Genomic DNA, 26,646 nt, shown 5'->3' with positions numbered 1-26,646 from the left:
TAGTAGCATATCTTTCAGTTTACTTAACTTTGCCCCTGACACAGGATCTAAATCATTATTTAAATAGTTAACATGAGATTTTTTACATTATTTGCTGCGATACTTATCGCCAATTTAGCCTCTGCTCAGAGCTTTCATTTTGTCGTTGATACTTTACAAGACAATGTATACCCCTTTCATGATGAAAACTATATTGCGAATTTTGCAGTAAATAATTCAGAAGAAACAAAAGTAATGAGATGGACTCAAACAACAATTTTTAAAGGTGCTAAGTGGAGTAATGCTCAGGTCTGCGATAATTTTCTGTGTTATACTGATAAAATCAAAACAAAAACGATTCAATTAGAATCTGGAGATACTACATTAATGAAAATCTTATTCAAACCAAATGGACAAGATACAAGTGGATATTATACAATATCTATTCAGGAAGAAGGTGCTTCTACCTTAGATGATTTAGCGCACTTTTTCTTTAATGGTTCGACAGCATCTACCAAAAGAATTAATAACGTAGAAACTGTTAAAATCTTTCCTAATCCATCTACGGATTATATCCAGCTCAATAGTAAAGAATTAGTTAAAAACATAACTATTTACAATGCTACTGGTATCATTGTAAGAGAAGTTAATGACTATAATAATGGATTGATTCAGGTTAAAGACTTTCCATCAGGCATCTACTACATAATGATCGATTTCTACAATGGCAAAACCGGTGTGTCGAAGTTGATGAAGAAATAATTTTTAAAACTTACATAAAAAGGGGTGCAATTTCAATATTGGACCCCTTTTTTATTTGTAGGATACCATTATTCTTTAAATTCTCACCAAAAAACCAAATTTTATATTAACAAATTGGCATATTCCTATTCTTACAATATTATATTTTATTATTTTGTTAATACGCAATTTTAACTCTTAAAAATTTGTTAAACACGAAATGAACATATATCTTGCCATCCTATAATATACTACAAAAAAAATAATTCGCTGTTGATCAAATCTAAATGGTTGAATTATCCTATTAATTTCCTACCTACTTATGCTTTATTAATTTATTAGTAAACTAAAAAAAATAAAATAATGGAATAAAAGCGATTCACACTCTTGTGCATCTTGCTTTTAAAATTTTATTCGAACATAAGTTCACATAGTGTCCTTGTGTCATAATAAAAACAAGCGAGATATACATCCAATCACACAATACAAATTAAAGGAGTCCGCCGAAAATCCTGAAAAGAGTAAGCATACATTAATTTCAATTTTAAGATGAAAAAATTTACTTTATTTATTCTTATAATCCTTTGCGGTTATTTCAATAATGCAAGCGCTCAGCAATGGACTTCGGCTTTATGCTCCGGCGGTCCTCCAAGTGCAACTATAGGTACTACTTATGGCCCTATGAACTCAATAGCTACGGCAAATGCATCTAACAGACACGCCTTTATCCTCTCTAATGCCACTTTAAGTGACATGATAGACAAACCTCTTACATCTATGTGGTTCCACAAGGCAACTGCTGCTGCGATGTTAGGTACTCCCAACTTCAAAATATATCTTAAGGAAACAACAGCTATAGACTGGGGAGCAAGCGCATTAGATTGGGCGACTGCTATCACAGGTGCTACTTTAGCATTTGATGGCAACCCTGTTTCAAACATTGGAGCGACGATAGGCTGGAAAGAATTTCTTTTTACAAGTAATTTTACTGTGACCGGTACAAATAATTTAGCCGTTATGGTTGAATATACTAATCCTACTGCAAGTGTTGCAATAAGCTGGAGTTATGAATATACATCAAGCTGCGTTAACACGTCAAACCTTAACACTACTAAATATTTGAGTAATACTACAGGTATTTTGCCTGCTTCTCTAACTTCCTCAAATTATAGAAGACCATACGTTGGCTTTAATTATGTAGCAAGTTGTTATCCACCAACAGGTTTAACCTTGTCGGCATCTACAACTACTACCACTGCACCATTGACTTGGACTGCTCCAGTTTCACCTCCTGCCAATGGATATGAGATTTATTATAGTTCTTCAAGTATAGCACCAACAGCAGGCACCACTCCAAATGCCACAACAGGAGCTGGAATTACATCGACAACATTGAATGGTCTATCACCAAGTACCATTTATTACACTTGGATAAGATCGGCATGCGGCCCATCTGAGAAAAGCTTATGGGTGGCAGGAATAATATTTGCAACACTTCCAGCAAATGATGAATGTATCACAGCCACTACTTTTCCAACTATTCCAACTGATGGTTCTTGTGCAATAATGCAAGTTTCAACCTATGGTGCGACAAGCTCATTAGCAGGTTGTTCTGGAACTGCTGATGATGATGTGTGGTATAGTGTAACTATGCCTGCCGGATCAACAATACTTCTTTACAATAATCAAAATAATCAATTTGGACTCACGGATCGCATCATACAATTGTTTTCAGGTACCTGCGGCTCCCTAACTTCTGTTGCTTGCCTTGATCCGGAAAGCGGCAGTGTCGCTGGGTTGACAGGTGGAACTACTTATTATCTACGTGTATACACTTACGCAGCAACAGGAGGAACTGTTTTTGATTTATGTCTGAAAGTTCCGCCTCCTCCACCTGCCAATGACGATTGTATAGCAGCAACAAATATTATTCCAAGTGGTACAGAATTATGTGCTTCTAGTATAGTTATGTCTACGAGCGGGGCTACACAATCAACGGAGACTGTCCCTACGTGCTCTGCAACTGGCATAAATGATGATGTATGGTTTACTTTTACAGCTACATCAGCTACACATATGGTGAAAGTGAACTATACCGATAATGCAACTACAACTCAGCTTTACTCTGGTTCATGTGGAAGCTTGGTAGCTATTGGGTGCTATGCTGGTCTTTATGGCAATTCAAATGTGTTGGCAACTGGATTGACTATTGGAAATGTCTATTATGTGCGTATATACTCAAGCACTTCGACAGCATATACATATTCAAATTTCAGTATATGCGTCACTACTCCTTCGGTTCCGGTAAATGATGATTGTACAAATGCAACAGCAATTCCTTGTGGCAGCAATGTATCAGGTTCTAATGCATTGGCTTTAAATGAGGTCTTGCCGGGTTCTACTTGTGGAAGCACAGGTTTAACTGCTTCTTATAAAGGCGTATGGCATACAGTTACCCCAAACCTTACTGGAAGCTTGACCGTTAGTGCTTGTGGTAGTGATTTTGATAATTATTTAAGAATCTATACTGGTGACTGCAACACTTTAACTTGTGTTTCTAACGTCAGTGGTGTTGGATACGCAGATGCTGGATGTGCTGTGACATTAAACAATTCAGCAACAGTTACATTTCCATGTGTAGCAGGTACAACTTACTATATATTATTAACTGGGTATTCTGCTACAAATTTTGGTAATTATAATATATCTGTAACTTGCCCATTAGCATGCACAGTTCCTCCTACTGCCTTAGCAGTATCAGGAATCACTTCTAATGGTGGAGTTATATCATATACTGCACCAATTCCAGCACCATTAGTTGGATATCAATATTATTATAGTACATCTTCTACACCACCAACTGTAGCTACGGTTCCAACAGGATCTACACCTAATGCATCATTTACCCTCAATTCATTGAATCCAAATACATTATATTATGTATGGGTTCGTTCAAATTGTGGTGGGTCTGACGTTAGTGCATGGGCTGCATTACCAAGCTTTATGACGCTTCCTGGAAGTGGATGTTTTACAACAATTACGGCAACACCTTCTGCCAACATATGTATTGGAGGATCAGCATCACTGTCTGCCTCTGGTTCATGGGTTAGTTATTCATGGAGTGGTCCTGGCGGATTTAATTCTACAAATCCAACTGTAGTTGCAAACCTTACAGGTGTTTATGCTTTAACTGTAACAGATGTAGATGCCTGTACAACATTTGCTAACATTACTGTTACTGTCAATCCATTACCTGTAGTTACTATAACTCCAGCAGCACCAACAATTTGTCCAGGCTCGACAGTTACATTAACAGCTTCAGGTGGAGCTACCTATTTATGGTCCAATGGGGCTAACACAGCAGCTGCTGTTGTAAATTCTGTTGGTACATACACAGTTACTGTTACTTCAGCAGCTGGATGTATAAAGACTGGTAGTGTAACAGTTACGGCTAATCCTCCAATCACAGTAACAGCTGTTGCAAACCCTAATAGTATTTGTATTGGTTCAACAATCAATTTAGCTGCTACAGGTGGTGCTACATATTCTTGGAATGGACCTGCTGGCTTCACGTCAACACTACAGAATCCAACGCGGGCTAATGCCACTGTTGCCATGTCAGGTGTATATAACGTGACGGTAACTTCAGCTGCTGGATGTATTGGTTATGCTTCAGCAACTGTAACTGTAAATGCTGGACCTATAGTTTCAGCCTCAGCAAACCCGAATCCAGCTTGTGTAGGTTCAACACTGAATCTTTCCTCATCGGGTGGAGTAATGTACGCATGGAGTGGACCAGCCGGATTTAGTTCAAATGCACAAAATCCAGCCAGGGCAAATATGCAACCATCTTTTGCCGGAATATACAGCGTAAGTGTTACTTCTGGATTGGGCTGTACATCAAACAGCTCCGTAAATGTAACAGTAAATCCAATACCTACTGGAGTAGCAACAGCTTCACCTTCAAGTGGATGTGTTGGTAGTACAGTTCAGCTTGGAGCCCCTGCAGGATCTACTTATATGTGGACAGGACCTCAAGGATATACATCTAGTCAGCAAAACCCTATTGTGAATATCACTTCTTATCTTCAGGCTGGTACTTACAAAGTAAAAGTTACTAATGCAGCTGGCTGTTCAGCTACATTCTCAGTTGGGTTCAAGGTGAATTACCCTCCAGTAGCAACTGCATCTTATACAATAGGAAGCAATTGTATTGGAAGTAATTTAGCCTTGAGTGGCACTGGTGGTGGATCATTCTCTTGGTCAGGACCTGCAGGATTTACATCAAATCTTCAGAATCCTGTAATCAATAACGTTTCAGCTGCGAACTCAGGAGTTTATACATTAACTGTGACTAGTCCGAATGGATGCAGTGCAGTAACATCACTCAGTGTCACTATTCTTGCAGCTCCAGTAGTGACTGCTACAGCTGATGCTTACACTGTTTGCGAAGGAAGCACTGCATATTTACATGCTACTGGTGGAACGAATTATGAATGGACAGGACCTTATGGATGGGTAAGTAATTTGCAAAACCCAATCATTAATAATATCCCTTCTTATCTTTCTGGAACATATTCAGTAAAAGTGACTAATTCAGGTGGATGTAGTACTACAACATCTTTAGTGATAACTGTATCTGGGTTTATTAATGGTAGCGCTTCTGCATTGCCGAATCCTGCACCAACCGGAAGTAATGTTCAATTAAGTGCTACAGGAGCCAGCTCATATCTTTGGTCAGGCCCTAATGGATTCTTTAGTTATGAACAAAATCCTGTACTATACAAAGTTAGCAGCAGAAATGCGGGAACTTATGTAGTGATATTAACTAATGATGGTAAATGTCAAATGACACTATTTGTAACTTTAAGTATCATTAATGCAAGAGAATCTGGAGAAACTATTGTAGCTAAGGAGACAAAGGTTAGTGACCTAACGACTATTTATCCTAATCCAGCTAAAAACTTTATTAGATTGGAGTATAAAGGTGACAAATCAATCAAATACAGTATTGTAGATGCGCAAGGAGTCATAATTACTAAAGATGTCAGATCATCTTCAGGAAGTATTAATATCGAAAATCTATCAAGTGGAACTTATGCAATAATTTGGTCGGAAGACACAGAAAACGCACAAACCAATATTGGTAAATTTATAAAAGTAGATTAGACTATTTCGTAAATAAGAAAGGGGGCAAAATTGCCCCTTTTTTTTATTTAATTCGTTTCTCTCATTTTTTCTTTACGCTTAATTAATTGCCTTTTGATGTTATCAACGCCCTCATCAATGGCAGACTCGAATGTTTTGTTTGTTTCCTTTGAAACGATTGTATCTCCTGGTATATTTAGAATAAGCTCTGCTACTTTATCTTTAACTTGGCCGGCATTTTCCAGTTTAAGTATCACATGAGCATCTATGATCTTATCATAGTAATGATCTAATTTAATAACTTTTTTTTCTATAAATTCCGTCAAACTAACATCAGCTTTAAACTGATCTGCTTCAATCGTAATCTTCATATGTTTTATTTTTAAATGTTAAAAAATTAATATATTTCGAATATTATAATTCCTTCTCCGCACGCGGATGTGCTTTGGAATAAATTGATTTTAATCGCTGTGGTGCATTATGCATATAAACTTGCGTAGAAGCTAAACTGCTATGACCTAATAACATTTTAATTGCATTTATATCAGCTCCTGCGTCAGATAAATGGGTTGCAAAAGAATGGCGAAGTATATGTGGACTTTTTCTTTCCAAGTTTGGAATAGTTTTTAAGAAGCTGTTTACTACATTATAAACAAGTTTTGGGTAAACAGGTTTCCCATGTAACGTTAAAAATAATAAATTTTCTTCACCCATTGGTAAGCTGCTCTTTTTCAACAACTTAAATTTTTCAGTTTCAATAACCAAATCATTACTGATAGGAACAAACCTTTCCTTTTTGCCTTTACCGGTTACTTTAAGAATCATTCTGGAAAAATCAATATCTGCTTCATTGATGTTTATGAGCTCTGAACGCCTGATACCGGTAGTATAAAGAAATAAGATCATCAACCTTGCCATAGCATTGGAATAACCATCAGGCTCAGCTGTTCCAAGGATTTGATCATAACTCAACTCATCTTTGGGGACAGTCACTGGAAGTCTTTTATTTGCTTTTGGCCTGATTACTTTGGCCATAGGATCTATTCCAAGGCCCTCAAATCTTCTCAAGTATTTATAAAAAGTACTCAATGCAGAGATCTTGCGATGGATGGTGTGACTGCTACTGTTTATCTCCATCAATGTAACGATCCATGAGCGTATGTGGAAATGTGTAGCCTCTGTTAATTGGCTGATTTGATAGGTGACTAAAATAAAAGAGGCAAAGCCATCAATATCATTTTGATAGCTCTGCCTTGTATTTTGACTATATCTCTCAACAGAAGAAATGTAGTTATAGAATCTTTCTAATTCATTTCGCATATTATATGCAAAATAAACATAATATTACAATTCTAAAAAAGTATTTGCAAAAATTGCTAATATTCCTTTAAAGTGCATTTGGCCCATAAGTGGCCTGCTTGTAAATAGCTTTTAATACTTCTTGCCTTCTAAGGATTGAAGGCTTAGTGAAGTGTTTCCTCTTGCGCAATTGCTTTATTGTGCCTGATTTTTCAAATTTTCTTTTGTATTTCTTTAGCGCTCTATCAATAGTTTCGCCGTCTTTTACATCGATTATTAACATAAAATGTGAACCTCTTTTTTTTATTAAGTTATATTTCGGACTGCAAAGGTAATATTATATTTTAATTATTATATAATAATTGTTAAAAAACTATATTCCATACATTTTGCTCCCGACTTATGTAACTATTCTACTACATCTATCTTATCAAATAATCGGACTATACTTTCTGAAAGAGGGTTAAGATATAGCCCAAACTTAATTTTAAATGAAGACTTTGTATATGGTTCCATTAATTGAAGGACATTTAAGTCAGCCCTTGAGGTAGATGGCTCCTGGTTAACAACTATACACCTGCTGCACAACTTTACGCTATTGTATTCACAACCATTGATCCTTAATCTTTTCCAAATTCCTTCATCAAATGGATTTTTGGATGAAACAACAATATTTGGTCGAAACCGCATGATGTCAATCTTAACATCAGTCTTAGACTCAAGATAAGCTATGGATGTTTCATTGCATATTAAGATAGGTGAATCATCATGAAATGAAGAGAAGCCAGAAAAACTCTTTTTTATTAGATATAAATGTAATTTTTTACCATGATGATCCGAAAAGAATTGGTTTATACTTTCTTTATCGGCAAAACCCTCTTCTACCCTATCCCAAACATTCAAAGGAATTGACTCATGACCTTCACCATAGCATTTTATATTAATGGACTTTTCTAAGACTTTTGAATATATCATTAAAGTGTTTCCCTTTAATTCTAGTAAATAGTCGGCCAATCCTTTACAAATTCTTCTCGTCTGCATGATTCCTTGAGCATCGTACAATGCAAATATTCTGTCAAACTGAAGTCCATCCTTATCAACTACAGAATGATTTATTTTTATGGCTGGCAGCGACTTTATGGGATATATATATAATGAAAGTACTTCCATGGTGATATTTTTATCAAAGATATAATTGCGAAAACAAGAAATCTTATAAAATAAAATTTATTATGCAACTATTTTAAGTATTCTTGAGTTAGTAGCTTAGATCTTTGAAAAAATGGGGCTGACCGGAATTGACAGGAAAGTATGTTCGGTTTGTAAGCATGCAGGAGTATGATAGTTTCCTCCTTTAACAAATGGCTATTAAACCATAATTGGCGATTCTAACTTCGCAATTGCAGCTTAATCTAGTAGATTAACAAGCATTCATGCAATTCACTTGATATCTGATACAAAGTGATGTCGCATGTCAACAAACATTCAGGTAAGGAAGATAATAGGTCTCGATGATCTTCCGAGATTCAGAGAATAAGGTTGATATTTGGTGTGTTTTTCCACTTGTTTCAACTCGAAAATCTAATGAAAAAATAAGCATGTAGAAAGCTCTCAGGCGCTATCTCTGGACGAGGGTTCGAATCCCTCCAGCTCCACCTTTTTTTCCTATTTTCTATTTTATAAAGTAAAAATTTCTGCCAATTTATCTCCTTAATATAAATTGCAATGGCAGATCATTACATTCTATCCAACTTCCTAAAATTGTGTTAAAATTCATGCCATTTAGCTAATTTATGCTAAATTACACCACATTAGCGGTGATTAACACTTTTAAATGAATAGTTATTTGTACAAAGTCCTATCTAACATATTTATATGCTGTACACTTATTTTGATAACCAATCAAAATAGCTATGCACAACAACTTGCCCAAAAAGGTCTGTATATGCTAGACCCATATTCTTTCAATCCGGCCTATGGTGGTTTAAATAATGGATTAACATTGACTGGAGACTTCCGAAATCAATGGTCAAATCTTCAAGGTAAACCATTAGGTGGATACTTTACTGCTCACTTACCTTTGCTGAATCTAAATTCAGGAGTTGGTTTTAGTTTTTCTACAGAATCTATAGGTGCGAGTAATAACACTGAAGGTAGTTTCTCTTATAATTACATTTTACCAATAAGTCCAATTTTTCTTTCAATAGGAGGAGGTATAGGATTGTCAAGCAGACAGTTGGATGGATCAATTTTAAAAACGCCAGATGGTCAGTATGAAAATAATGTTAATCATAATGACCCAAATATTCCGATAGACAAAGTTTCAGCAAATAATGGTGTCATCAATCTAGGAATAGTCATTCGCACAGGGCTACTTGAGATTGGATTGTCATCATACCAAACAGTATCAACGGGCATTTCAAAAAATGAGAAGTATAATTATAAACCGGTAGACCACTATTTACTTTATGCTTCATATTTCTATACCTTCAATGAAAACTGGAAAATAGTACCTAATGCATTGATAAAATATGAAAAATCGGCACTTCAATCTGACATCGATATTCATTTATACAATAAGAACATTTTCGGAGGCGTTGGAATAAGAGGCTATAATTCTAATTCTTTAGATGCAATAAAAGTGATGGTCGGAGGCAGAATTACTGAAAGGATACTTGTTGCATACAATTTTGAAAGTCCTATCAGCGAACTTAAATTATATAGTGGGAACACCCATGAATTGTTGTTACAATATAGGATTCAGGCAAATATTATACAACGTGAAAAAGAAAAATTGATATATCATCCAAGGATGTGATGAAAAATCAAAATATAATAATACTTTTGCGTCATACTTAACCGTTATATCGTATAAGTACAATGAAAATCAATTAGTTAGAAAAAATTATTTCACCCCAATACGCTGATATTCAGCAATTTAGAATACAAAAAGAATTAAAATCGTTAAAAATATTGTGTTTAAGAAACTTTGTTTTGGAAAAAATCAATAAACAAACTAATTTTACACCCTATTTAACAATATCCAAATTTTTAGGAAAATTATTTTTTAGCAAATGAGTAAGAACATTGTATTTTTATTTGGATTAGCTATCCTTTCGTCTTTTATCATTTCTTGCGGGAAAAGCAGCAAGATGGACGGTCAGTTAATTGGTGTGACAAAAAGACCTGATTGGAAGGGTGTAAACCCTTACGGTATGATCTATGTCAAAAGTGGTACCTTGACTATCGGTTCTGATGATCAAGATATTAGTAGTAATTATTTGTCAAGGCCTAAGAGCATCTCTATTCAGGGATTTTATATGGACGAAACAGAAATTACGAATAATGAATATCGTCAGTTCGTTAACTGGGTCAGAGATTCAATTGCTCATACTATCCTGGGTAACTTTGAAGAAGATGATGCAGGTAACAGCCATATTGACTGGACAGCAGAAGTTGACTACACAGATGAAGGATTATCTGATATGTATTTCAGTGGTGATGACGTCATTAATGGGAAAAAAGAGTTTGATGTAGATAAACTAGTTTACAACTACGAATGGCTGGATTGGAAACAAGCTGCCGCTGATCGTGGTAAATCAACCAGAAAGACCTATATCAAAAAAGATAAAACCAAAATTTATCCAGACACAATGGTGTGGATCAGAGATTTTGCATACTCATATAATGAGCCTATGACAAGAAATTATTTCTGGCACCCTGCATTTGATGATTATCCTGTAGTTGGTGTAAACTGGAAAGCAGCAAATGCTTTCTGTAGTTGGAGATCAAAAATATGGGATACCTATCGTCCTGAAGATGTTCATACTGAAGGATTCAGATTACCAACTGAATTTGAATGGGAATATGCAGCTCGTGGTGGACACGAAAATGCTCCTTATCCTTGGGGTGCATATGGTTTAAGAAACTCTAAAGGTTGTTTACTTGCTAACTTCAAACCTAGAAGGGGTAACTATCCTGAAGATGGTGGTCAATGGACGGTTAAGGCTGATGCTTATTTCCCTAACGATTATGGTTTCTATTGTATGTCAGGTAATGTAGCTGAATGGACTTTGACTGCTTATGCTGAAAATGCTTATGCGTTTATTCATGACCTTAATCCGGATATCAGATATGATGCCAAAGATGAAGATCCTGAAGGATTAAAAAGAAAAGTTATCAGAGGTGGATCGTGGAAAGACATAGGGTACTTCCTAAGAACTGGAACAAGACATTATGAATTCCAGGATTCAGCTAAATCTTATGTAGGATTCAGATGTGTGCTAACGCATATGGGAAGATCAATAAACGACTTCTAATTAAGATTATCTTATATTAAGTTTTAAAAAAGGGGTAAAATACTATGCCTCTTAATATAATAATATTGTCAAAAAATTCATTAATAATTATTAACCTATTTAAACTAAAAAAATATGTCTTTGGTACATTCTAATGGTTTCAAGTATTTCAAAAATTTTATAATCGGTGTTGGAGCATCTGTCGTTTTGGTGGGAGCTTTAGGTAAAATTCAAAGTTACGAATGGGGTGGCTGGATGCTTACAGTTGGGTTAAGTGTAGAAGCATTTATATTTCTTTTCTTGGCTGTTATACCACCAGAAAGAGAATACTATTGGGATAAATTATATCCTGGATTAGGTGATTATACTGCAAACGTTTCTGCCCTTACTGCAGGTCCTGCTGTAGGAGGTAAAGGTGTTTCAAGACCTTTAGATGGTGAAGTAGTTGAGAAAAATCTTAGTGGGATGCTTTCTGAACTTCAAGTAATGTCTAAAAGCCTTAGTTCTCTAAAAGCGCTTCAAGAAGTTGATTTCTCTAAAACTCAGGAGCAGATCAAAGGGATGGGTAACTTTTATGAAAAAATGAATCAAGCTATCGCTAGTATGGCAGATTCAATTGAAGATACTAAACATTATAAAGAGCAAGTAATGGCATTGAACAAAAACTTAGGTTCTCTCAATGCAGTTTATGGTAACGTTCTATCTGCAATGACCGGAGGTAACAAACAAGCTTAAGTGATAATTTCACAGTAAATAAACATTATTCTAAATTATCATTAAAAAAGTAAAAAATGTCAATACCTAAGGAACCGAGGCAATTAATGATTAACATCATGTACATCGTACTTACAGCGATGTTAGCCCTTAACGTTTCGGCTGAAATATTTAACGCATTTAAAGTTGTAAATGCGGGTTTGGTTAAATCTAATGATGCATTAGATAAATCAAATGATCAATTACCAAAGCAAATTGATGAATTCTCCAAAAAGAAAGCTGAATTTGCTAAGTATGCACAAAGAACAGGCCCTGCTAAAGCAGCTACTGATGAATATACTGCTTATATCGACGGTCTTATTAAAGAGATGGTGGATGCTACAGGTGGATATGTTCAAGATGAACATTCACTAGATTCTAAGGATTTAAGATTGAAAGGTTATAAAGATAAGGATGTAACAACCCGTATCCTTGTCAACGAAAAAAAGGTGATGAAATTGAAAAGAAACTTGCTGTACTTAAAGACTAAACTTTCTGAACTATTCAATCCTGAAGATAAGGCAGTAAATGAACCGAAATTAGCTTTGGACATAGATCCAACTTGGAAACAAAGTAAAACACACAAGACTTGGGCTGCTTACAATTTCAGCCACATGCCGCTTGCTGCTGTCTTACCAATATTGAATAAACTTAAAAACGATGCCAAGTCTTCTGAAGCAACTGTTTTAAACTATTTAATGAATAAAATTGGAGCTACTACAGAAGTAGTATTTGATAAGTTTGAGGTTGTTTCTGCTTCTAAGAAAAGTTATGTTGTACTTGGTGAGAAATTTGAAACTGATATCTTTTTATCTTCTTCTTCATCTAACATAAAGGGGATGAGTGTAAGTGTAAATGGTGCTTCAGTTCCAAATGTAGATGGTGTAGCTAAATATACAGCTGCTGCTAGTGCGCCGGGTATCAAAAAATATACGGCAAGGGTGTCATTAGTAAATCCTGTAACTCAAAAAACAGAATCATATGAAAATGATTTTGAATATGAAGTTGGACAAAGATCTGCTACTGTTTCAGCTGATAAAATGAATGTATTCTATGTAGGAGTAGATAATCCTATTTCTGTTGCTGCCGCAGGTGTTTCATCAAATGATCTAAAAGTGTCAGTTACTAACGGAACTGCTAAAAACACAGGAAAGGGTCAATATGACATTAGAGTTTCTACTCCAGGTCAAACTGCAACTGTGACTTTATCAGGTGGTGGTCTTACAGCCAGTTCATTCCCTTTTAGAATCAAGAGAATACCTAGTCCTATTGCTTATGTCGCCAACCAAATGGGAGGTGCTGTAGGAAATGGAACTTTTGGTGCACAAAGAGGTATCGAACCTAGGTTAGATGGTTTTGAATTTGATGCAAAATGTGTTATTCAAGGCTTTGTATTAAAATATGTCGCTAGAAGGCAAGATCCAATCGTTATTACTAACCCAGGGGGAACTTTCGGTGGTCAAGCTAAAGATTTAATTTCTAAAGCTAAACCAGGTGATCTATATATATTTGACAACGTTAAAGCTAAGTGTCCTGGAGATAATGCAGGTCGAAATATTAACTCTCTATCTTTTAATATAAGATAAGTCATTTTTTTTAAATATCATATTGACGATGAAATCATTATTTAGTTTTTTAATATTAGTTTCTCTTTTTAGTTTCAGCATAATTAACAATGCTGATGCTCAAAAGAAAAAGGCAAAAAAAGCCGATAGCGAATATGTTCCGGACGATTATGTACCGGATGACTATGTGCCGGATGATTATAAGCCAGTTCCTGAAGCTAATCCAAAAAAAGGTGCTAAAACAACAACTAAAACTACTGCTAAAGCTGTAACTACTCCTCCAAAGAGTACAGGACCAGCTCCTGTAGTTATAGCAGCTGCTGATACTGTCAGAAAGCCGGATGCTGATGCTCCATTGGATGATATCATTCAAAGAGATCTTATTAAGCAGAAGTTAGTTCTTGCTTACGAGCCTCTTCATGAAAGAGATATTTTCTGGGAAAGAAGGATCTGGAGAGTTATCGATTGTAGAGAGAAAATGAATCTACCATTTAAGTACCCTTCTCAAGAATTATTTACTATTCTTAAGACTGGTATTGAGAATGGAGATATCAAATGTTATACAACTGATGAATTTCAGTTTAAACAGACTACAGAAGATATCAATCAACAAATTTCTAAACAAGATACTGCTGAAGTATATGATCCGGAAACTGGTCAATATGTTAGTGAAGTAACAAGAGATGATATTGATGTTCAAAGTATCAATCAGTATCGCATCAAGGAAGTTTGGTACTTCGATTCTGAATCCTCTGTAATGAAGGTGAGAATTTTAGGTATTGCTCCAATGTTTGTAGAAGTAGATCCATCAACTGGGTTGGAAATACCTCCAAGACCCTTATTCTGGATATATTATCCTGATTGTAGAAAATATCTTTCTGCGCACAAGGTATTTAATGAAAATAACGTAGCAAGTCCAATATCTTGGGATGATCTATTTGAGATGAGACATTTTTCAAGTTTCATTACTAAGAGATCTAATGTAAATGACAACCGTTTGGTTGATTATGATCAACTTAAAGATAATGGTGTAGATATGTTGCTTGAATCAAATAAGATCAAAGAAGACATATTCAATTTTGAACATGATCTTTGGTCATATTAATAGGATTTAACATCTTAAAAAGAGCTTGTAAGTATTTTACAAGCTCTTTTTTTTATATAGGCCTTCTTGTATACTTCTCAAGAAGGCTATTGTAGTTGACTCTCGAGATTCGTATTACTGAAAACCTTTATCAAATGTCTATCTTGGGATGGATTAAACCGCAAATCGTTGCTAGAGTAAACGTTCTTAACATTTCATTACAATCTTTTTTATATATTAAATACTTATATAATATGGTAGTGGTAGTGCTAGTTTCAAGCTATATTAAAAGATTAAAACTAATAATATTTGGTTTTTAAAGAACAAATACCAATAATATATTAGTTTTATACGGCTTCATATTATATATTTGTGCAACAATTATTACCAATCCAATGAGCATCAGCTTATTTTCAGAGATTGAACAAAATTATTTTTATTTCAAATCCTCAAGGCTACTTCTGAAATAGTCGACAAGAAACCTTATTTATTTAATCTAAAGACTGCGAATAGAATGAAATCTATCCTGCTTAAGTCAATAGTTGTTTTATTTTTAATAGCATCGTTCCCTTCACTATCTGAAGCGCGAAACTATTCGCAACAATCGACCATACCACCATTCCTTTTGAATACGTTGAGTATCATGTTTAATATGTCCGCCAAAGTAAAACTTCGCGCAAACATTATAGACTATGCTTCTAAATATATCGGAACTCCATACAGATCAGGCGGCGTGAAACCCGGAGGTTTTGACTGTTCAGGTTTTGTAAGATATGTTTATGCAGAATATGGATTTGATCTCGAACACAGCTCTAGAGGTCTTTCTTCAAAAGGAGAATCAGTTAAAAGAGAAGACGCAAAACCAGGTGATCTAGTATTTTTTGCCGCAGGTGGCAGAGTTCATCATGTAGGCATCGTATATTCTAATTACAATAGCGATCTTAAGATAATTCACAGCTGCAATAGTAAAGGCGTATCTATTGACTCTGTTAATTCTTCATCATATTGGTCCAGCAGATTATATTCTATCAGAAGAGTACTCTAAGTACTAATATAAAGATTTACTAAAAGCCTTTTGAATTGATTTTCAAAAGGCTTTTTTATTTGTTTGCATTTTCATCAATATGTAATACTGGAATTACTGACCACTATATAAATAATAATAAAACATTGTTGATCAAGAAAATACAAATAATATAAAATATAAATAACAATAACTCCCCCTTGGCCCTCTCTTGCAGAAGGGGATATTGTGGTAAACGACTTTTTATATCATAAATATCATCGGTATATGCGTTCAACTTTGTTTAAGTTATCTTTTTGATTTTGGAAGCAAAGCATTACAGAGACTTCTGACTTCAGACCACTCTGACCACTGACCACTGACCCCTGACTTCTGACTTCTAAATTATTGAAAGGAAAAATTTATTTGCCTCAAAACTTTAGTTTATTTATATTAGTGGCACAAAATAAAATACTAAGATGATAAATATTAAATTTGGTACCGATGGTTGGCGTGCAATTATTGCTGACGAATATACAGTTGACAATGTAAGGAGAGTCACAGCTGGAACTGCATTATGGATGAATCAGAAAAACTACAAGACTGTTGTCGTCGGTCATGATTGCAGATTCGGTGGAGAAATGTTTTTAAAAGCAACCACGGAAGTATTCTGCCAACATGGCATCAAAGTATATTACGCAAAGGATTTTGTTTCCACTCCAATGATTTCTCTTGGTGTGGTTAAACTAAAAGCGGATCTCGGAATTGTCATAACCGCTAGTCATAATCCACCATCTTATAATGGATATAAACTAAAGTCAAATTTTGGCGGACCGTCCTCCCCTCAAGATATCACTGAAGTTGAAAATTTAATTCCTGAAACTTGGGACACTAAATGTACTCCATTCGACGAACTTGTAAAAAATGGAAATGCAAGTCTTGTTGAGTTGGAAAACATGTATGTAGAGCATGCAGAAGCAGGATTTGATCTTGATCTTATACGAAATAGTGGATTAAAAGTGGCCTACGATGCAATGTATGGCGCTGGGCAAAGAGCGATGCTGAGACTTTTGCCAGATGTCATCGCTTTGCATTGTGACAATAATCCTTCATTTATGGGTCAGGCTCCTGAGCCGATCATGAAAAATCTTACTGAACTATCCACACTCATAAAGAATGATCCAAGCATTTCACTTGGTATCGCAAATGATGGAGACGCTGATAGAATTGGGATGTTTGATGGTAATGGATTATTTGTTGACTCACACCATATACTTCTTTTGTTATTAATGTATATGTATAAATACAAAAAACTATCCGGAGAAGTCGTTGTAACGTTTTCTGTAACTGACAAAATGAGAGAGCTGGCTAATAAATATGGTTTGCCTTGCGAAATTACAAAGATAGGCTTCAAATATATTGCTGAGATCATGACTCAAAGAGACGTCCTGGTAGGAGGCGAAGAAAGCGGTGGACTTGCAGTCAAAGGCCATATTCCTGAGCGTGATGGCATATGGATCGGCTTAATGATCCTTGAATTTATGGCTGCTACTAAAAAGAGCCTCGAGGAACTTATTCAGGATTTGTATGATGAAATCGGTACTTTCTGGTTTGATAGAGATGATCTTCATATAACTGAAGAGCAAAAACAAAATGTAATAAAAGCTTGTAAAGATGGATCTTATAGCCAATTTGGTAACGACAAAGTGATTTCAACTGAAACACTTGATGGTTTTAAATTTATCTATGGGGACGAAAGATGGATCATGATCCGCCCTTCAGGCACAGAACCAGTTCTTAGAGTTTATGCTCAAGGTAAGAATGCAGCAGATACAAGAGTAATGCTTGACGCAGCAAAAGCTACAATTCTTTAGTTTTTATCATTAAGTTTTAAAGTATAATTCAATTCTATGAAATATTTCTTTACAGTAATTTCATTATTTTGCTTTTGTTTCATTCTGAAAAGTCAACCATTGGAAATGTATGGCTGTCATATGCGTCACAAACAAGCCAATACAAATGTAAACAGGACTATTGAAGATAATCTATGGTCAGCATCTGTTGAAAGGTCTGACTCATTTGATATTCTTGATTACGATCTTTCAATAGATTTACGAAAAATGACAGGTAGCCTTCTTGTAGGAAAAGCAGTGATTGAATTTACACCAAAAATTTCAGGTTTAAATTTTATACCTCTGGACTTATTAAAGCTTTCTGTTGACTCAGTATTTTTCGATAGTGAGCTGACTACATATTCGTACAATAATATTTTGCTGAAAGTCGATGCTCCAATGAATCTCCAGGTTGGGACTAATTATAAGGTAACTGTGTATTATCAAGGAAAGCCAACGACAAGTTCTTCTGGATTTGGTGGATTTTATTTTGAGGATGGTATTGCGTACAATTTGGGAATTGGTTTAACAGATGATCCTCACAACTATGGCAGAAGCTGGTTTCCCTGTTTTGATAATTTTGTAGAACGGAGTACTTATACCTATAGAATTATTACAACGAATAATATAACTTCATATTCCGTGGGAGCGCTGGAGTCAGACGAAGAATTTGATTCTGAATCCAGAATTCGCACCTTTAGAATGAATCAAATTATACCGACATACTTATCCGCTATAGCAGCTTCAACATATACAGTTCATGAGTATATTCACAATGCAGTTTATGGTGATTTACCTGTTCAGTTAATCAGTAAGCCGGCAGACCAAGCAAATGTCAAAAGTTCTTTTAGAAACTTAAACAGTGCTGTTGATGCTTTAGAATCATGGTATGGCAAGTATCCTTTCGAAAGAGTTGGTTATGTAATGACCACAAGAGGAGCAATGGAGCATCCTAATTGCATAGCTTTCCCAGTCTCATCTACCAATGGTGGTGGCGAAGCGAGAAGATTAATGAGTCATGAACTATGCCATCTATGGTGGGGTGACTTGCTTACTCTAAAGACTCAGGCTGACATGTGGATCAAGGAAGGTAATGCTGAATATGGTTCGCATCTGTTTGAAGAGTATTTAGCAGGTAGAAGTTCATTTGAAAAACTGATTACCGACAGTAGACTTGAAGTAATCAAAAATGCACATATTGATGATGGTAGGTATTTACCTTTATCACCTATGCCAAAAGACATCACATATGGCACCACTACTTATAAAAAAGGTGCAATGGTGATGCATTCTCTTCGTGGATACCTTGGTGATGATTTGTTTAGAACTGCGCAGCAAAAAGTATTGAAAGATTATGCTTATAGCAATCTTACTGCCAATACATATCGTGATGCACTCTCAGCGGCTTCCGGTATTGATCTTACTGATTTTTTCAATAGATGGGTCTTTGACATTGGGTTTTATGACTTCTCAATACAAGATTTTCATGCATTGGAATTTTCTATAAATACTCATGAAATAACAATTAAACAAAAGTTGTTGAAATCGAACGGCTTCCTAAAAGATGCTCCGGTTTCCATAACATTTGTAGATCAGGACAACAAGCTTATTACCCAAAAAGTATTATGCACCGGTGAAGTGACGACAATACCGCTCACACTAGCTTTCAACCCAAAGGCAGTCTTCATAAATGCACCTTTGACATTGAATTTAGCTCAGTTCAATTCGTTACAAAAGATCACAAAAAAAGGAAGTCCTAATTTCACTTATTCCAACCTAATCGTGAATGTCACAGAGATTCAAGACAGTACATGGGCTTATGCAGAACATCATTATACTGCCCCTGATGCAAGTCTTAATCCAAATGTTAAAATGAATGATTTACATTTCTGGAAGCTGACAATAGCAGATCCGGAGTTGATTACCATGATCGGTAAAATTGAATATAATACAACATGGGATTCTGAACTTTTGAAAAATGGCGAAGACAGCATCCAACTTTTCTACAGAGCAAATGGAACTGAGGATTGGTTAGTCTATCCATTTTATACAAAAAGCGGTGGATCCGCAAGTGATAAAAAAGGTTCTTTCGTGATCTCAAAATACCTTAAGGGTGAATATGCAACTGGTAATATTGATCCTGCAGCATTATCAAATCTTACAGCAAAGCAGTTTTCAAAATTATCAGTATATCCGAATCCCACAACTGGGAAGATAAATCTTGACTTAGCGAAATTTGCTTCAAAAGGAGATAATAATTTTAATATATCATTCATAAATACTTCTGGAGAAATAGTTTATGAATCAAATTTAAAGGCTACAGATATAAGCCTGGATTTACCAACAGTGATTACAAGTGGCAGTTACCAATTAGTTATAAGTTCAGAAAATGGTGAAATTATAGCTCAAAATAGTCTAATCGTATTAAAATAGAATTTTCAAACCTCTTTTATTCATTTTAAATGAACATTGAAGCCTTCGATGTTGTTAATGAGCAAAAGTTAGAAAAACGTGTTTTATCCCAAAGATTTATTTGAAGTTTTAGAATTTGATAAGGTAATTAACCTGGCTCTGCCTTTCTGCAAAGGTGAACCTGGTAGATCGTTGCTACAAAAAGTCGAATTTGAAAATGACCATATACAAGTTCAATATTCACTAAAAGAAACAGCTGAATATAAGCTCTCAATTGAATCCGGCGAATCATTTCCTTCTCAAATCTATGATGACATATCAGGTTTTTTAAAATATTTAAAAATTACTGATTATTTTCTTGAGCTCGAACAGATAGCTGCAATTAAGCAAGTGCTTGAATTAATGCGAACACTTGACAATTTTTCAAGATCTGAAAAGTCTGCCCGATCCTACCCTATTCTTTCTAAAAAAATTAAGGAAGCAACATATGAGGCGCAATACTTGATCAGAATAAATCAAGTTTTAGACGATCAAGGAAATGTCAAAAATAATGCTTCAGAACAACTTGTAAAAATCAGGAAATCCATTGCCGGCAAAAAGACTGAATTAGAGCGCGCATTTGACAGCTTAGTTGGCACTTACAGAAATAAAGGATATTTAACCGAATCATTAGAATCTTATAGAAATGGAAGAAGAGTTCTAAGTGTTCCGGCAGAACACAAAAGGCAGATTCCCGGCATTATTCATGATGAATCAGACACTGGGAAAACAGTATTCATAGAACCAGAGCCGCTGATTCTCTTAAATAATGATCTTTTTGAACTGGAACATGAAGAAATAAGAGAAATAGTAAAAATAATTAAGGCACTTTGTAATGATCTTTCATCCGGGCATGATTCATTTCATGATTACTTAAACATTATTTCATACATGGATTTTGTAGGAGCTAAAGCAAATCTTGCATTAGCATACCATGGTGAAATGCCAGAAATACTTGACCATCCACATTTTGAAGTATTAAAAGGTTTTCATCCACTTCTATATATCAAGAATAAAAATGCAGGGAAGATAACAGTGCCATTTGATCTAAACCTGGATAATGAAAATAGGATGATGCTTATATCCGGACCTAATGCCGGAGGTAAGTCAATTCTGATGAAAGCAACCGGACTGCTCCAGGTGATGGTCCAATGTGGATTTTTGGTACCCGTATTTCAAGAAAGTAAGTTTGGAATTTTTAATAAAATATTTGCTGATATAGGAGATAAGCAATCCTTGGAAGAAGATTTGAGTACCTATAGTTCTCATCTCAAGAGCATGAAATTCTTCACTGACCATGTGGATGAGGATACTCTTGTTTTAATCGATGAATTTGGAACAGGAACCGACCCTGAGGTAGGTGGTGCAATAGCGGAAAGCGTGTTGGCATATGTCAATAAAAAAAGAACCTGGGGTGTGATCACTACACATTATTCGATCTTAAAATTATATGCACACAATAATAAAGGTGTAATGAATGGGTCAATGCTATTTGACTCAAATGGTCTAAAACCCACGTATATATTCAAAGCGGGAAGCCCCGGAAGCTCATTTGCATTTGAATTGGCCAGGAACAATGGCCTTCCAAAAGCAATAATACATCATGCAGAACAAAAGCTGGGGTCAAAAAAGTATAAAGTTGACAAGTTACTTAATGACCTTCAAGGAAATAAGAATCAATTAGATAAGCAGCTCCATGAGTTACAATCCAGAGAGAAAAAACTGGATCGTTTGATTTCTAATTATGAAAATCAAATGAATGAATTTGAAATCAAAAGAAAAAAACTCCGACAAGAAGCTAAAGAAATTCAGCTAAATGCAATTAATCATCAAGCGGATTTACTTGATAACAGAATCAAGGAATTATCGAAAGAAAACAACCTTGAAAAAATAAGAGAGCTGGCAATCCAAAAGAAAGAGGAACGGGAAAGATTAATTGCACAAGTAGAAACACTTAATATTGAAACTCAGCGTCATGATAAGAAACTACTCTTCAAAGCAGAGATAGAAGTGGGTGATTTTGTGCGCCTTAAGACCAGCGGCACCACCGGAAATGTCATAGAAGTCATTAAAGAAAATGCTAAAGTGAGTATGGGTGGCCTGACAGTTTTGGTCCCTGTCAAGCAACTCCAAGTAGAACGTGAACCACAGGATTTAAGAAGAGTTAAAGGCGTTTATACAGATATTGTGACTTCATCAAGTAATGCAAAGGATAAAATTGACATCCGTGGATTGCGAATGGATGAGGCTATGACACAGATCCAGGACTTTTTTGATCTTGCCTTGATAGCCGGAAAAATTAATGTAGAAATTCTTCATGGCAAAGGAAACGGTACGCTAAAAAAGGTAGTTCGGCAAAAACTTAAAGAATATAACGTGCCTATGAAGATCAGCCATCCTGCTCCTGAAGCTGGTGGAGACGGCATTACATTAGTTCAAATAGAATAATTAACTTAGACCCTAACCTTCCTATCCCTTTATTGACTGCGGTTGAGAGATCTTCACAGTCCATCCGGCAGATTCAGCTATCAGCTTTATAGTTTCTATTGATTTTTGACTTTGAATTTTAGCTCTGGCTGGCAACTCACTTTGAATAGCCACTTTTCGAATGTAATCCTTAGCATCACTATTAATTTTATTAAAATCTTCAGGCGTAAATGTGTTAAATGTACCTTCAGTAATATCATAATAATCAATATCGTGATCAAGACTTATAATTTCAGGTTCAGGAAGTCTATCCATACTTATCACTTTATTTACATTATCAAGTTTAATATTGACTTTGTTTAAATCGACACCCATCGATACTTTAGCTTTAACTCTAACTAAAGCTTTTTTGGTAAACATACTCCATTCAAGATTGTAATAATTTTTGTAATTATACATCTCTGAGAAGTAACCTTCGACTGTCACCAATTTTGATACTTCCTTAATTCTGTTTAAAATTACTTCACTGGATATCTGATTCTTTTCAGCTTGCCTAAGTTGAAGCCATTGTGAAAAAAAATATCCACTTGTAAAGAGAATAAGCATGGCTATTAAACCAACAATATATTTCATTCAGGAAATTTATTCGATCTTAGAATTCAATGGATAGCGGAGATTCTTATAAGATTTCAATGCTACTTTTACGCTACCCACACTCAACTTTGTCTCAATAAGTAGGGGAATATGATTTGCGTCTTCTGAAAGATACATCTTCATAGTATTTCCTTTATCAAAGACTTTACCCTCAATAGTCCCGGGAGAAATCAAGTAGGTATTGAATTTACCCATTCCCTTAATTTCTTGCTTTTTCTTAACTCCATTGTATTTAGCTGTCAAATTATTTGTTTCCCTATCAAGAAATACGTTAACAGGAAAAGATTGCCCACTTTTGAAGCTCTTAAAGGGATAATTGCGTATAAAGTACAAAATACTTAATACATCATGTGCACAATCAGAAATTGCTATGGTTTTACTTACAGCATCTTTTTTTGTCTTGCCTTTAGTTGAAACCACTGTACCAGTGCTTTGGTTAAAGACCATCTTTTCATACTGGGTATAATTATTTTCTTTTACTTCCTTCAGAGACCAGATCGGGAGCAACGTTTCTTTATCAATAAATGCTTCATATCGATCATTCACTTCATATAGCCATTCATAACTTGATAAAGTTTTTCCTACAGCTGTGATGTGATAACCATCTCTTTTCTCCTTGACTTTAAATACAACTTCTGCCGCATTCAGCCACATGATGCCCCAATTATAATAAACCTTATACACAAGTTCCTCATCCCCCTTAAAGGAAACATTGTCAATATCACATGTAGATAGACCTTCAATCTTTTGTTCACTATCTACTGAATTTTGAAAAGAGGTAGGCAGATAAAAAAACATTAGTAAGAAGAAAAAGCTATGTATTTTCATTTAAATTGTTTCTGTTAAAAATCAAAACGAATAAACCTACCAAAGATGGTATAATGAGATTATAAAAAAATATAACAAATGTAGCTGCAAGAGCGTTCCACTCATCAATATTTACCTGTGACCACATAAAGACCGCAACGCCACTTCTGGCAAGTAAACCAGTGATCGATGGCAATGGTATTCCGGTTTGAATAAGAAATATCATCAAAATAACAGCGATTTGTATAAAATGAACAGAATCACCAGTCAATAAAAACATGATCAAAACATATTGAAAAGTCCAGACCATAATACGAATTATAGAAAGAAACAATATGTTTCGCAAAGTTGTTGACGAATAATGTGTTAATAGACTCAATTTACCCAAATAAGGTCTTATTCTTTTGGGCCAAGGCAATTTTTTGGCAAAAGGAATAAATCTGTTGATATTAAAATAGCATAGTATCGCTATGAAAAATAGGAAAATCGTTATTATCAGCATACTAAGGAAAATCAACCTTTCAGCCATGTTATTGGCGTAGACAAACCATATTAATCCAAATAATCCAAGAAATAAAATTCCTATGTTTTGAGCAACACTTCCTACAAGCACTGCTGCTGTGCCAACAAGTCTGTTTTCTTTCTTTAACTCAATTACTCTTCCGCCGAGCTCACCGATGCGAGCAGGTGTAAAAATTGAAAATAGTACCCCAACTAAAACACTTTTTAGGGCTTTCCAAAAGGAGAATTCCTCAAGAGGCTTCAGGATGGCGCACCATTTTAAACTTTCTAAAGAATAATTTACTAACACTAAAATAAAAATCAGGACTCCAATTGGTAGGGAGTTAGGACGACTATAAAAACCAATAATTTTATCATACAACACGGGATTGGAGGTAAGCTTATTGCACTGATTGAAGAGAAGAGCCAACAGTAAAATTGTTGCTATTACTTTTAAAAGAAGAAAAAAATGGCTCCTGTTTTTTTGCGTCATGATTGAATTTAAGAAAATTTTATTTTTTCTTTCTTTCCAACAATTTTTCTTTTAACCATTGTTCATTTACAATGTTGCCAGAGTATTTTTGGAGTTCCTTTTCGATCTTAAGGTAAGATTTATCACCAGATAATTCAGCTAAAGCAATTAATCTTACGATGGTTATAAAGTTTTGATATGTATTGATCTTAGCTTCTGGAACATCCTTTTTCTTTCTATTCAAAAATACTCTAAAACTTTCAGACCATGAAAGTATTGCGTCATACTCGTTAAGTTCCAAAAGAGTAGCCAGATATATTGTTTTTGCTCGACGATTTGTAACCATATCAGGATATTCAACTCTTTGAAGTTGTGTAATCACACTAAGGAAATCCTTTTTATAGAAATAAATTTGTGCTAGAGAAAATGTTACAATACTTTCCTTTTGAGAAGCAGGAAGCAAATCTTTATATTCCTTTATGAAATTCTCTGCAAAATCGTAATTGCCTGCACGCAAAGACGTAGTCAACACATTCTTGAATTTAACAGGAGTCATGTAGTTTTCACTAATAAGGATACCATTTTCAAAAATAAAGTCGTAGATATCAATCATTTCATCATGAAACTCTTCGTTACCAAGATTGATTTGCCCGATCGCATAAGTAAGGATCGCAGCAAAAAGCTCTTGTAGTTCAACACCTTCAAAAAATCTGTAATTCTTAAATATTAATGCTTTTAACTCGTGATAATTATCTTTTTGTATAGGTTCAGATAGTGTTTTGTATATCAAATAATAGATCCTGATTATTAAATCATCGTAAAACTTATGCTCTTCCACAAATAAGAGAAGCTCATTTATGAAATTGAAATTGTACTGGATATTAGATAAGACCTCTCTCCCAAGTATTTCGCAGTAATATTTTAATTTTTCAGCGATGTAAAATTTATCAAGATTTTCGGCAATGTCTTCAATATTTTTCTTCGAGTATGCTTCAAGGTTGCTTTCACTCAAATAAAATAAATTCTTCTCAATCTGAAAATGATATAAATAAAAATCGCTGCTGCGGTTTATATATTTGCTTGAAGAATTTTGAGAGTTTTGGATTGCAGTATTAATAAGTTTGGGAATCTTTTTTTTGTTAGTTAGCTCAAGCAATAATTGGGAAGCTAGAATTGGCCGATTTTCAAGTTCTTCAATTGAGAAAAACTTAAGTAGTAATTTTAAAAGTTCGGAAAGGTATTTCCTGAATTTTACATCATCATACTCCTCCTTTGGCTTGATCAAATTCCAGCTATCAAGTTTAGTATATTCAGCTTTAGCACTTTTATGCAGGTCTTGACAGATTTTAAACAATTCAGTATTAATTGGATTGATATTAAAGTATGGGGATTGCAAAAATTTTTCAAACCTGTTTAAGTCAGTTGGATTTAACTCTGAAATGATTTGATAAAATTTTGTACTTCGCATTTTAAATTTGATTGAAACAAAGTTACATGTATAAGTAACAAAATATAAATTTGAAAGAATTTTTAAGTTAAAACAACGAAAAAGAACTATCAAATATAAATTAA

19 protein-coding genes and 1 other RNA gene are annotated in these 26,646 nt (G+C 34.8%); 12 read left to right on the top strand and 8 right to left on the bottom strand.

Annotation, left to right across the window (positions count from 1 at the left end):
- Window positions 1–72: 72 nt before the first annotated feature.
- On the top strand, window positions 73–741 hold the full coding sequence (locus IPI15_RS02985) for a T9SS type A sorting domain-containing protein (RefSeq protein ID WP_287400634.1): 669 nt from the start codon (window positions 73–75) through the stop codon (window positions 739–741).
- 528 nt (window positions 742–1,269) lie between these two features.
- Complete coding sequence (locus IPI15_RS02980) at window positions 1,270–5,889, top strand: fibronectin type III domain-containing protein (RefSeq protein WP_287419141.1); 4,620 nt, start codon at window positions 1,270–1,272, stop codon at window positions 5,887–5,889.
- Between the two features lie 47 nt (window positions 5,890–5,936).
- Here the strand turns inward: IPI15_RS02980 and hpf are convergent, their stop codons facing one another.
- The 4 genes from hpf to IPI15_RS02960 all read right to left on the bottom strand — a co-directional run bounded on the left by hpf (window position 5,937) and on the right by IPI15_RS02960 (window position 8,337).
- A complete protein-coding gene (hpf, locus tag IPI15_RS02975) occupies window positions 5,937–6,239 on the bottom strand; it encodes a ribosome hibernation-promoting factor, HPF/YfiA family (protein ID WP_287400632.1) in 303 nt (100 codons plus the stop codon).
- Between the two features lie 43 nt (window positions 6,240–6,282).
- The gene (locus IPI15_RS02970) at window positions 6,283–7,188 is read right to left on the bottom strand and encodes a tyrosine-type recombinase/integrase (RefSeq protein WP_287419140.1); all 906 of its coding nucleotides are present in this window, start codon (window positions 7,186–7,188) and stop codon (window positions 6,283–6,285) included.
- A 67-nt stretch (window positions 7,189–7,255) separates the two neighbouring features.
- Window positions 7,256–7,450, bottom strand: a complete 195-nt coding sequence (gene rpsU, locus IPI15_RS02965) for a 30S ribosomal protein S21 (protein WP_287400629.1) — start codon at window positions 7,448–7,450, stop codon at window positions 7,256–7,258.
- A gap of 125 nt (window positions 7,451–7,575) precedes the next feature.
- Window positions 7,576–8,337: an MOSC domain-containing protein gene (locus IPI15_RS02960; RefSeq protein WP_287419138.1), complete on the bottom strand. Its 762-nt coding sequence runs from the start codon at window positions 8,335–8,337 to the stop codon at window positions 7,576–7,578.
- Between the two features lie 114 nt (window positions 8,338–8,451).
- Here IPI15_RS02960 and ssrA point away from each other — a divergent pair.
- From ssrA to IPI15_RS02910, 10 genes are all read left to right on the top strand, one after another.
- Window positions 8,452–8,825: a transfer-messenger RNA gene (gene ssrA, locus IPI15_RS02955) on the top strand.
- A 176-nt stretch (window positions 8,826–9,001) separates the two neighbouring features.
- Window positions 9,002–9,985 carry a PorP/SprF family type IX secretion system membrane protein gene (locus IPI15_RS02950; protein ID WP_287419136.1) on the top strand — a complete coding sequence of 328 codons (984 nt, stop codon included), beginning with the start codon at window positions 9,002–9,004 and terminating at the stop codon, window positions 9,983–9,985.
- Window positions 9,986–10,241: 256 nt separating this feature from the next.
- Window positions 10,242–11,486 (top strand): T9SS ring complex lipoprotein PorK/GldK, encoded by a 1,245-nt coding sequence (gene porK / locus IPI15_RS02945; RefSeq protein ID WP_287400626.1) that lies wholly within the window; start codon window positions 10,242–10,244, stop codon window positions 11,484–11,486.
- 114 nt (window positions 11,487–11,600) lie between these two features.
- Complete coding sequence (locus tag IPI15_RS02940; RefSeq protein ID WP_287400625.1) at window positions 11,601–12,200, top strand: GldL-related protein; 600 nt, start codon at window positions 11,601–11,603, stop codon at window positions 12,198–12,200.
- 56 nt (window positions 12,201–12,256) lie between these two features.
- A complete protein-coding gene (porM, locus tag IPI15_RS02935) occupies window positions 12,257–13,804 on the top strand; it encodes a type IX secretion system motor protein PorM/GldM (RefSeq protein ID WP_287419134.1) in 1,548 nt (515 codons plus the stop codon).
- 28 nt (window positions 13,805–13,832) lie between these two features.
- Window positions 13,833–14,888 carry a type IX secretion system ring subunit PorN/GldN gene (gene porN, locus IPI15_RS02930; protein WP_287400623.1) on the top strand — a complete coding sequence of 352 codons (1,056 nt, stop codon included), beginning with the start codon at window positions 13,833–13,835 and terminating at the stop codon, window positions 14,886–14,888.
- 493 nt (window positions 14,889–15,381) lie between these two features.
- Window positions 15,382–15,912: a C40 family peptidase gene (locus IPI15_RS02925; RefSeq protein WP_287419132.1), complete on the top strand. Its 531-nt coding sequence runs from the start codon at window positions 15,382–15,384 to the stop codon at window positions 15,910–15,912.
- Between the two features lie 437 nt (window positions 15,913–16,349).
- Window positions 16,350–17,744 (top strand): phosphohexomutase domain-containing protein, encoded by a 1,395-nt coding sequence (locus IPI15_RS02920; protein WP_287419130.1) that lies wholly within the window; start codon window positions 16,350–16,352, stop codon window positions 17,742–17,744.
- Between the two features lie 36 nt (window positions 17,745–17,780).
- On the top strand, window positions 17,781–20,195 hold the full coding sequence (locus IPI15_RS02915) for a M1 family aminopeptidase (protein ID WP_287419129.1): 2,415 nt from the start codon (window positions 17,781–17,783) through the stop codon (window positions 20,193–20,195).
- Between the two features lie 78 nt (window positions 20,196–20,273).
- A complete protein-coding gene (locus IPI15_RS02910) occupies window positions 20,274–22,661 on the top strand; it encodes an endonuclease MutS2 (RefSeq protein WP_287419128.1) in 2,388 nt (795 codons plus the stop codon).
- Between the two features lie 21 nt (window positions 22,662–22,682).
- Here IPI15_RS02910 and IPI15_RS02905 read toward each other — a convergent pair whose 3' ends face one another.
- Genes IPI15_RS02905 through IPI15_RS02890 form a run of 4 tightly spaced genes read right to left on the bottom strand, consistent with a single transcriptional unit; the run spans window position 22,683 to window position 26,542 of the window.
- Window positions 22,683–23,273, bottom strand: coding sequence for a DUF4230 domain-containing protein (locus IPI15_RS02905; RefSeq protein ID WP_287419126.1), 591 nt, complete (start codon window positions 23,271–23,273; stop codon window positions 22,683–22,685).
- A 9-nt stretch (window positions 23,274–23,282) separates the two neighbouring features.
- Window positions 23,283–24,122: a DUF3108 domain-containing protein gene (locus IPI15_RS02900; protein ID WP_287400616.1), complete on the bottom strand. Its 840-nt coding sequence runs from the start codon at window positions 24,120–24,122 to the stop codon at window positions 23,283–23,285.
- Window positions 24,109–25,095: a lysylphosphatidylglycerol synthase transmembrane domain-containing protein gene (locus tag IPI15_RS02895; protein ID WP_287419124.1), complete on the bottom strand. Its 987-nt coding sequence runs from the start codon at window positions 25,093–25,095 to the stop codon at window positions 24,109–24,111. Before IPI15_RS02895 ends, IPI15_RS02900 begins: the two co-directional genes overlap by 14 nt.
- A 19-nt stretch (window positions 25,096–25,114) precedes the next feature.
- Entirely contained in the window at window positions 25,115–26,542 is a 1,428-nt protein-coding gene (locus tag IPI15_RS02890; protein ID WP_287419123.1) for a hypothetical protein, read from the bottom strand.
- Window positions 26,543–26,646: the final 104 nt, after the last annotated feature.

The sequence above is a fragment of the Candidatus Brachybacter algidus genome, from assembly GCF_016707225.1.
Taxonomy (GTDB): domain Bacteria; phylum Bacteroidota; class Bacteroidia; order Chitinophagales; family Saprospiraceae; genus Parvibacillus; species Parvibacillus algidus.
This window is presented reverse-complemented; position numbering and strand designations above follow the sequence as displayed.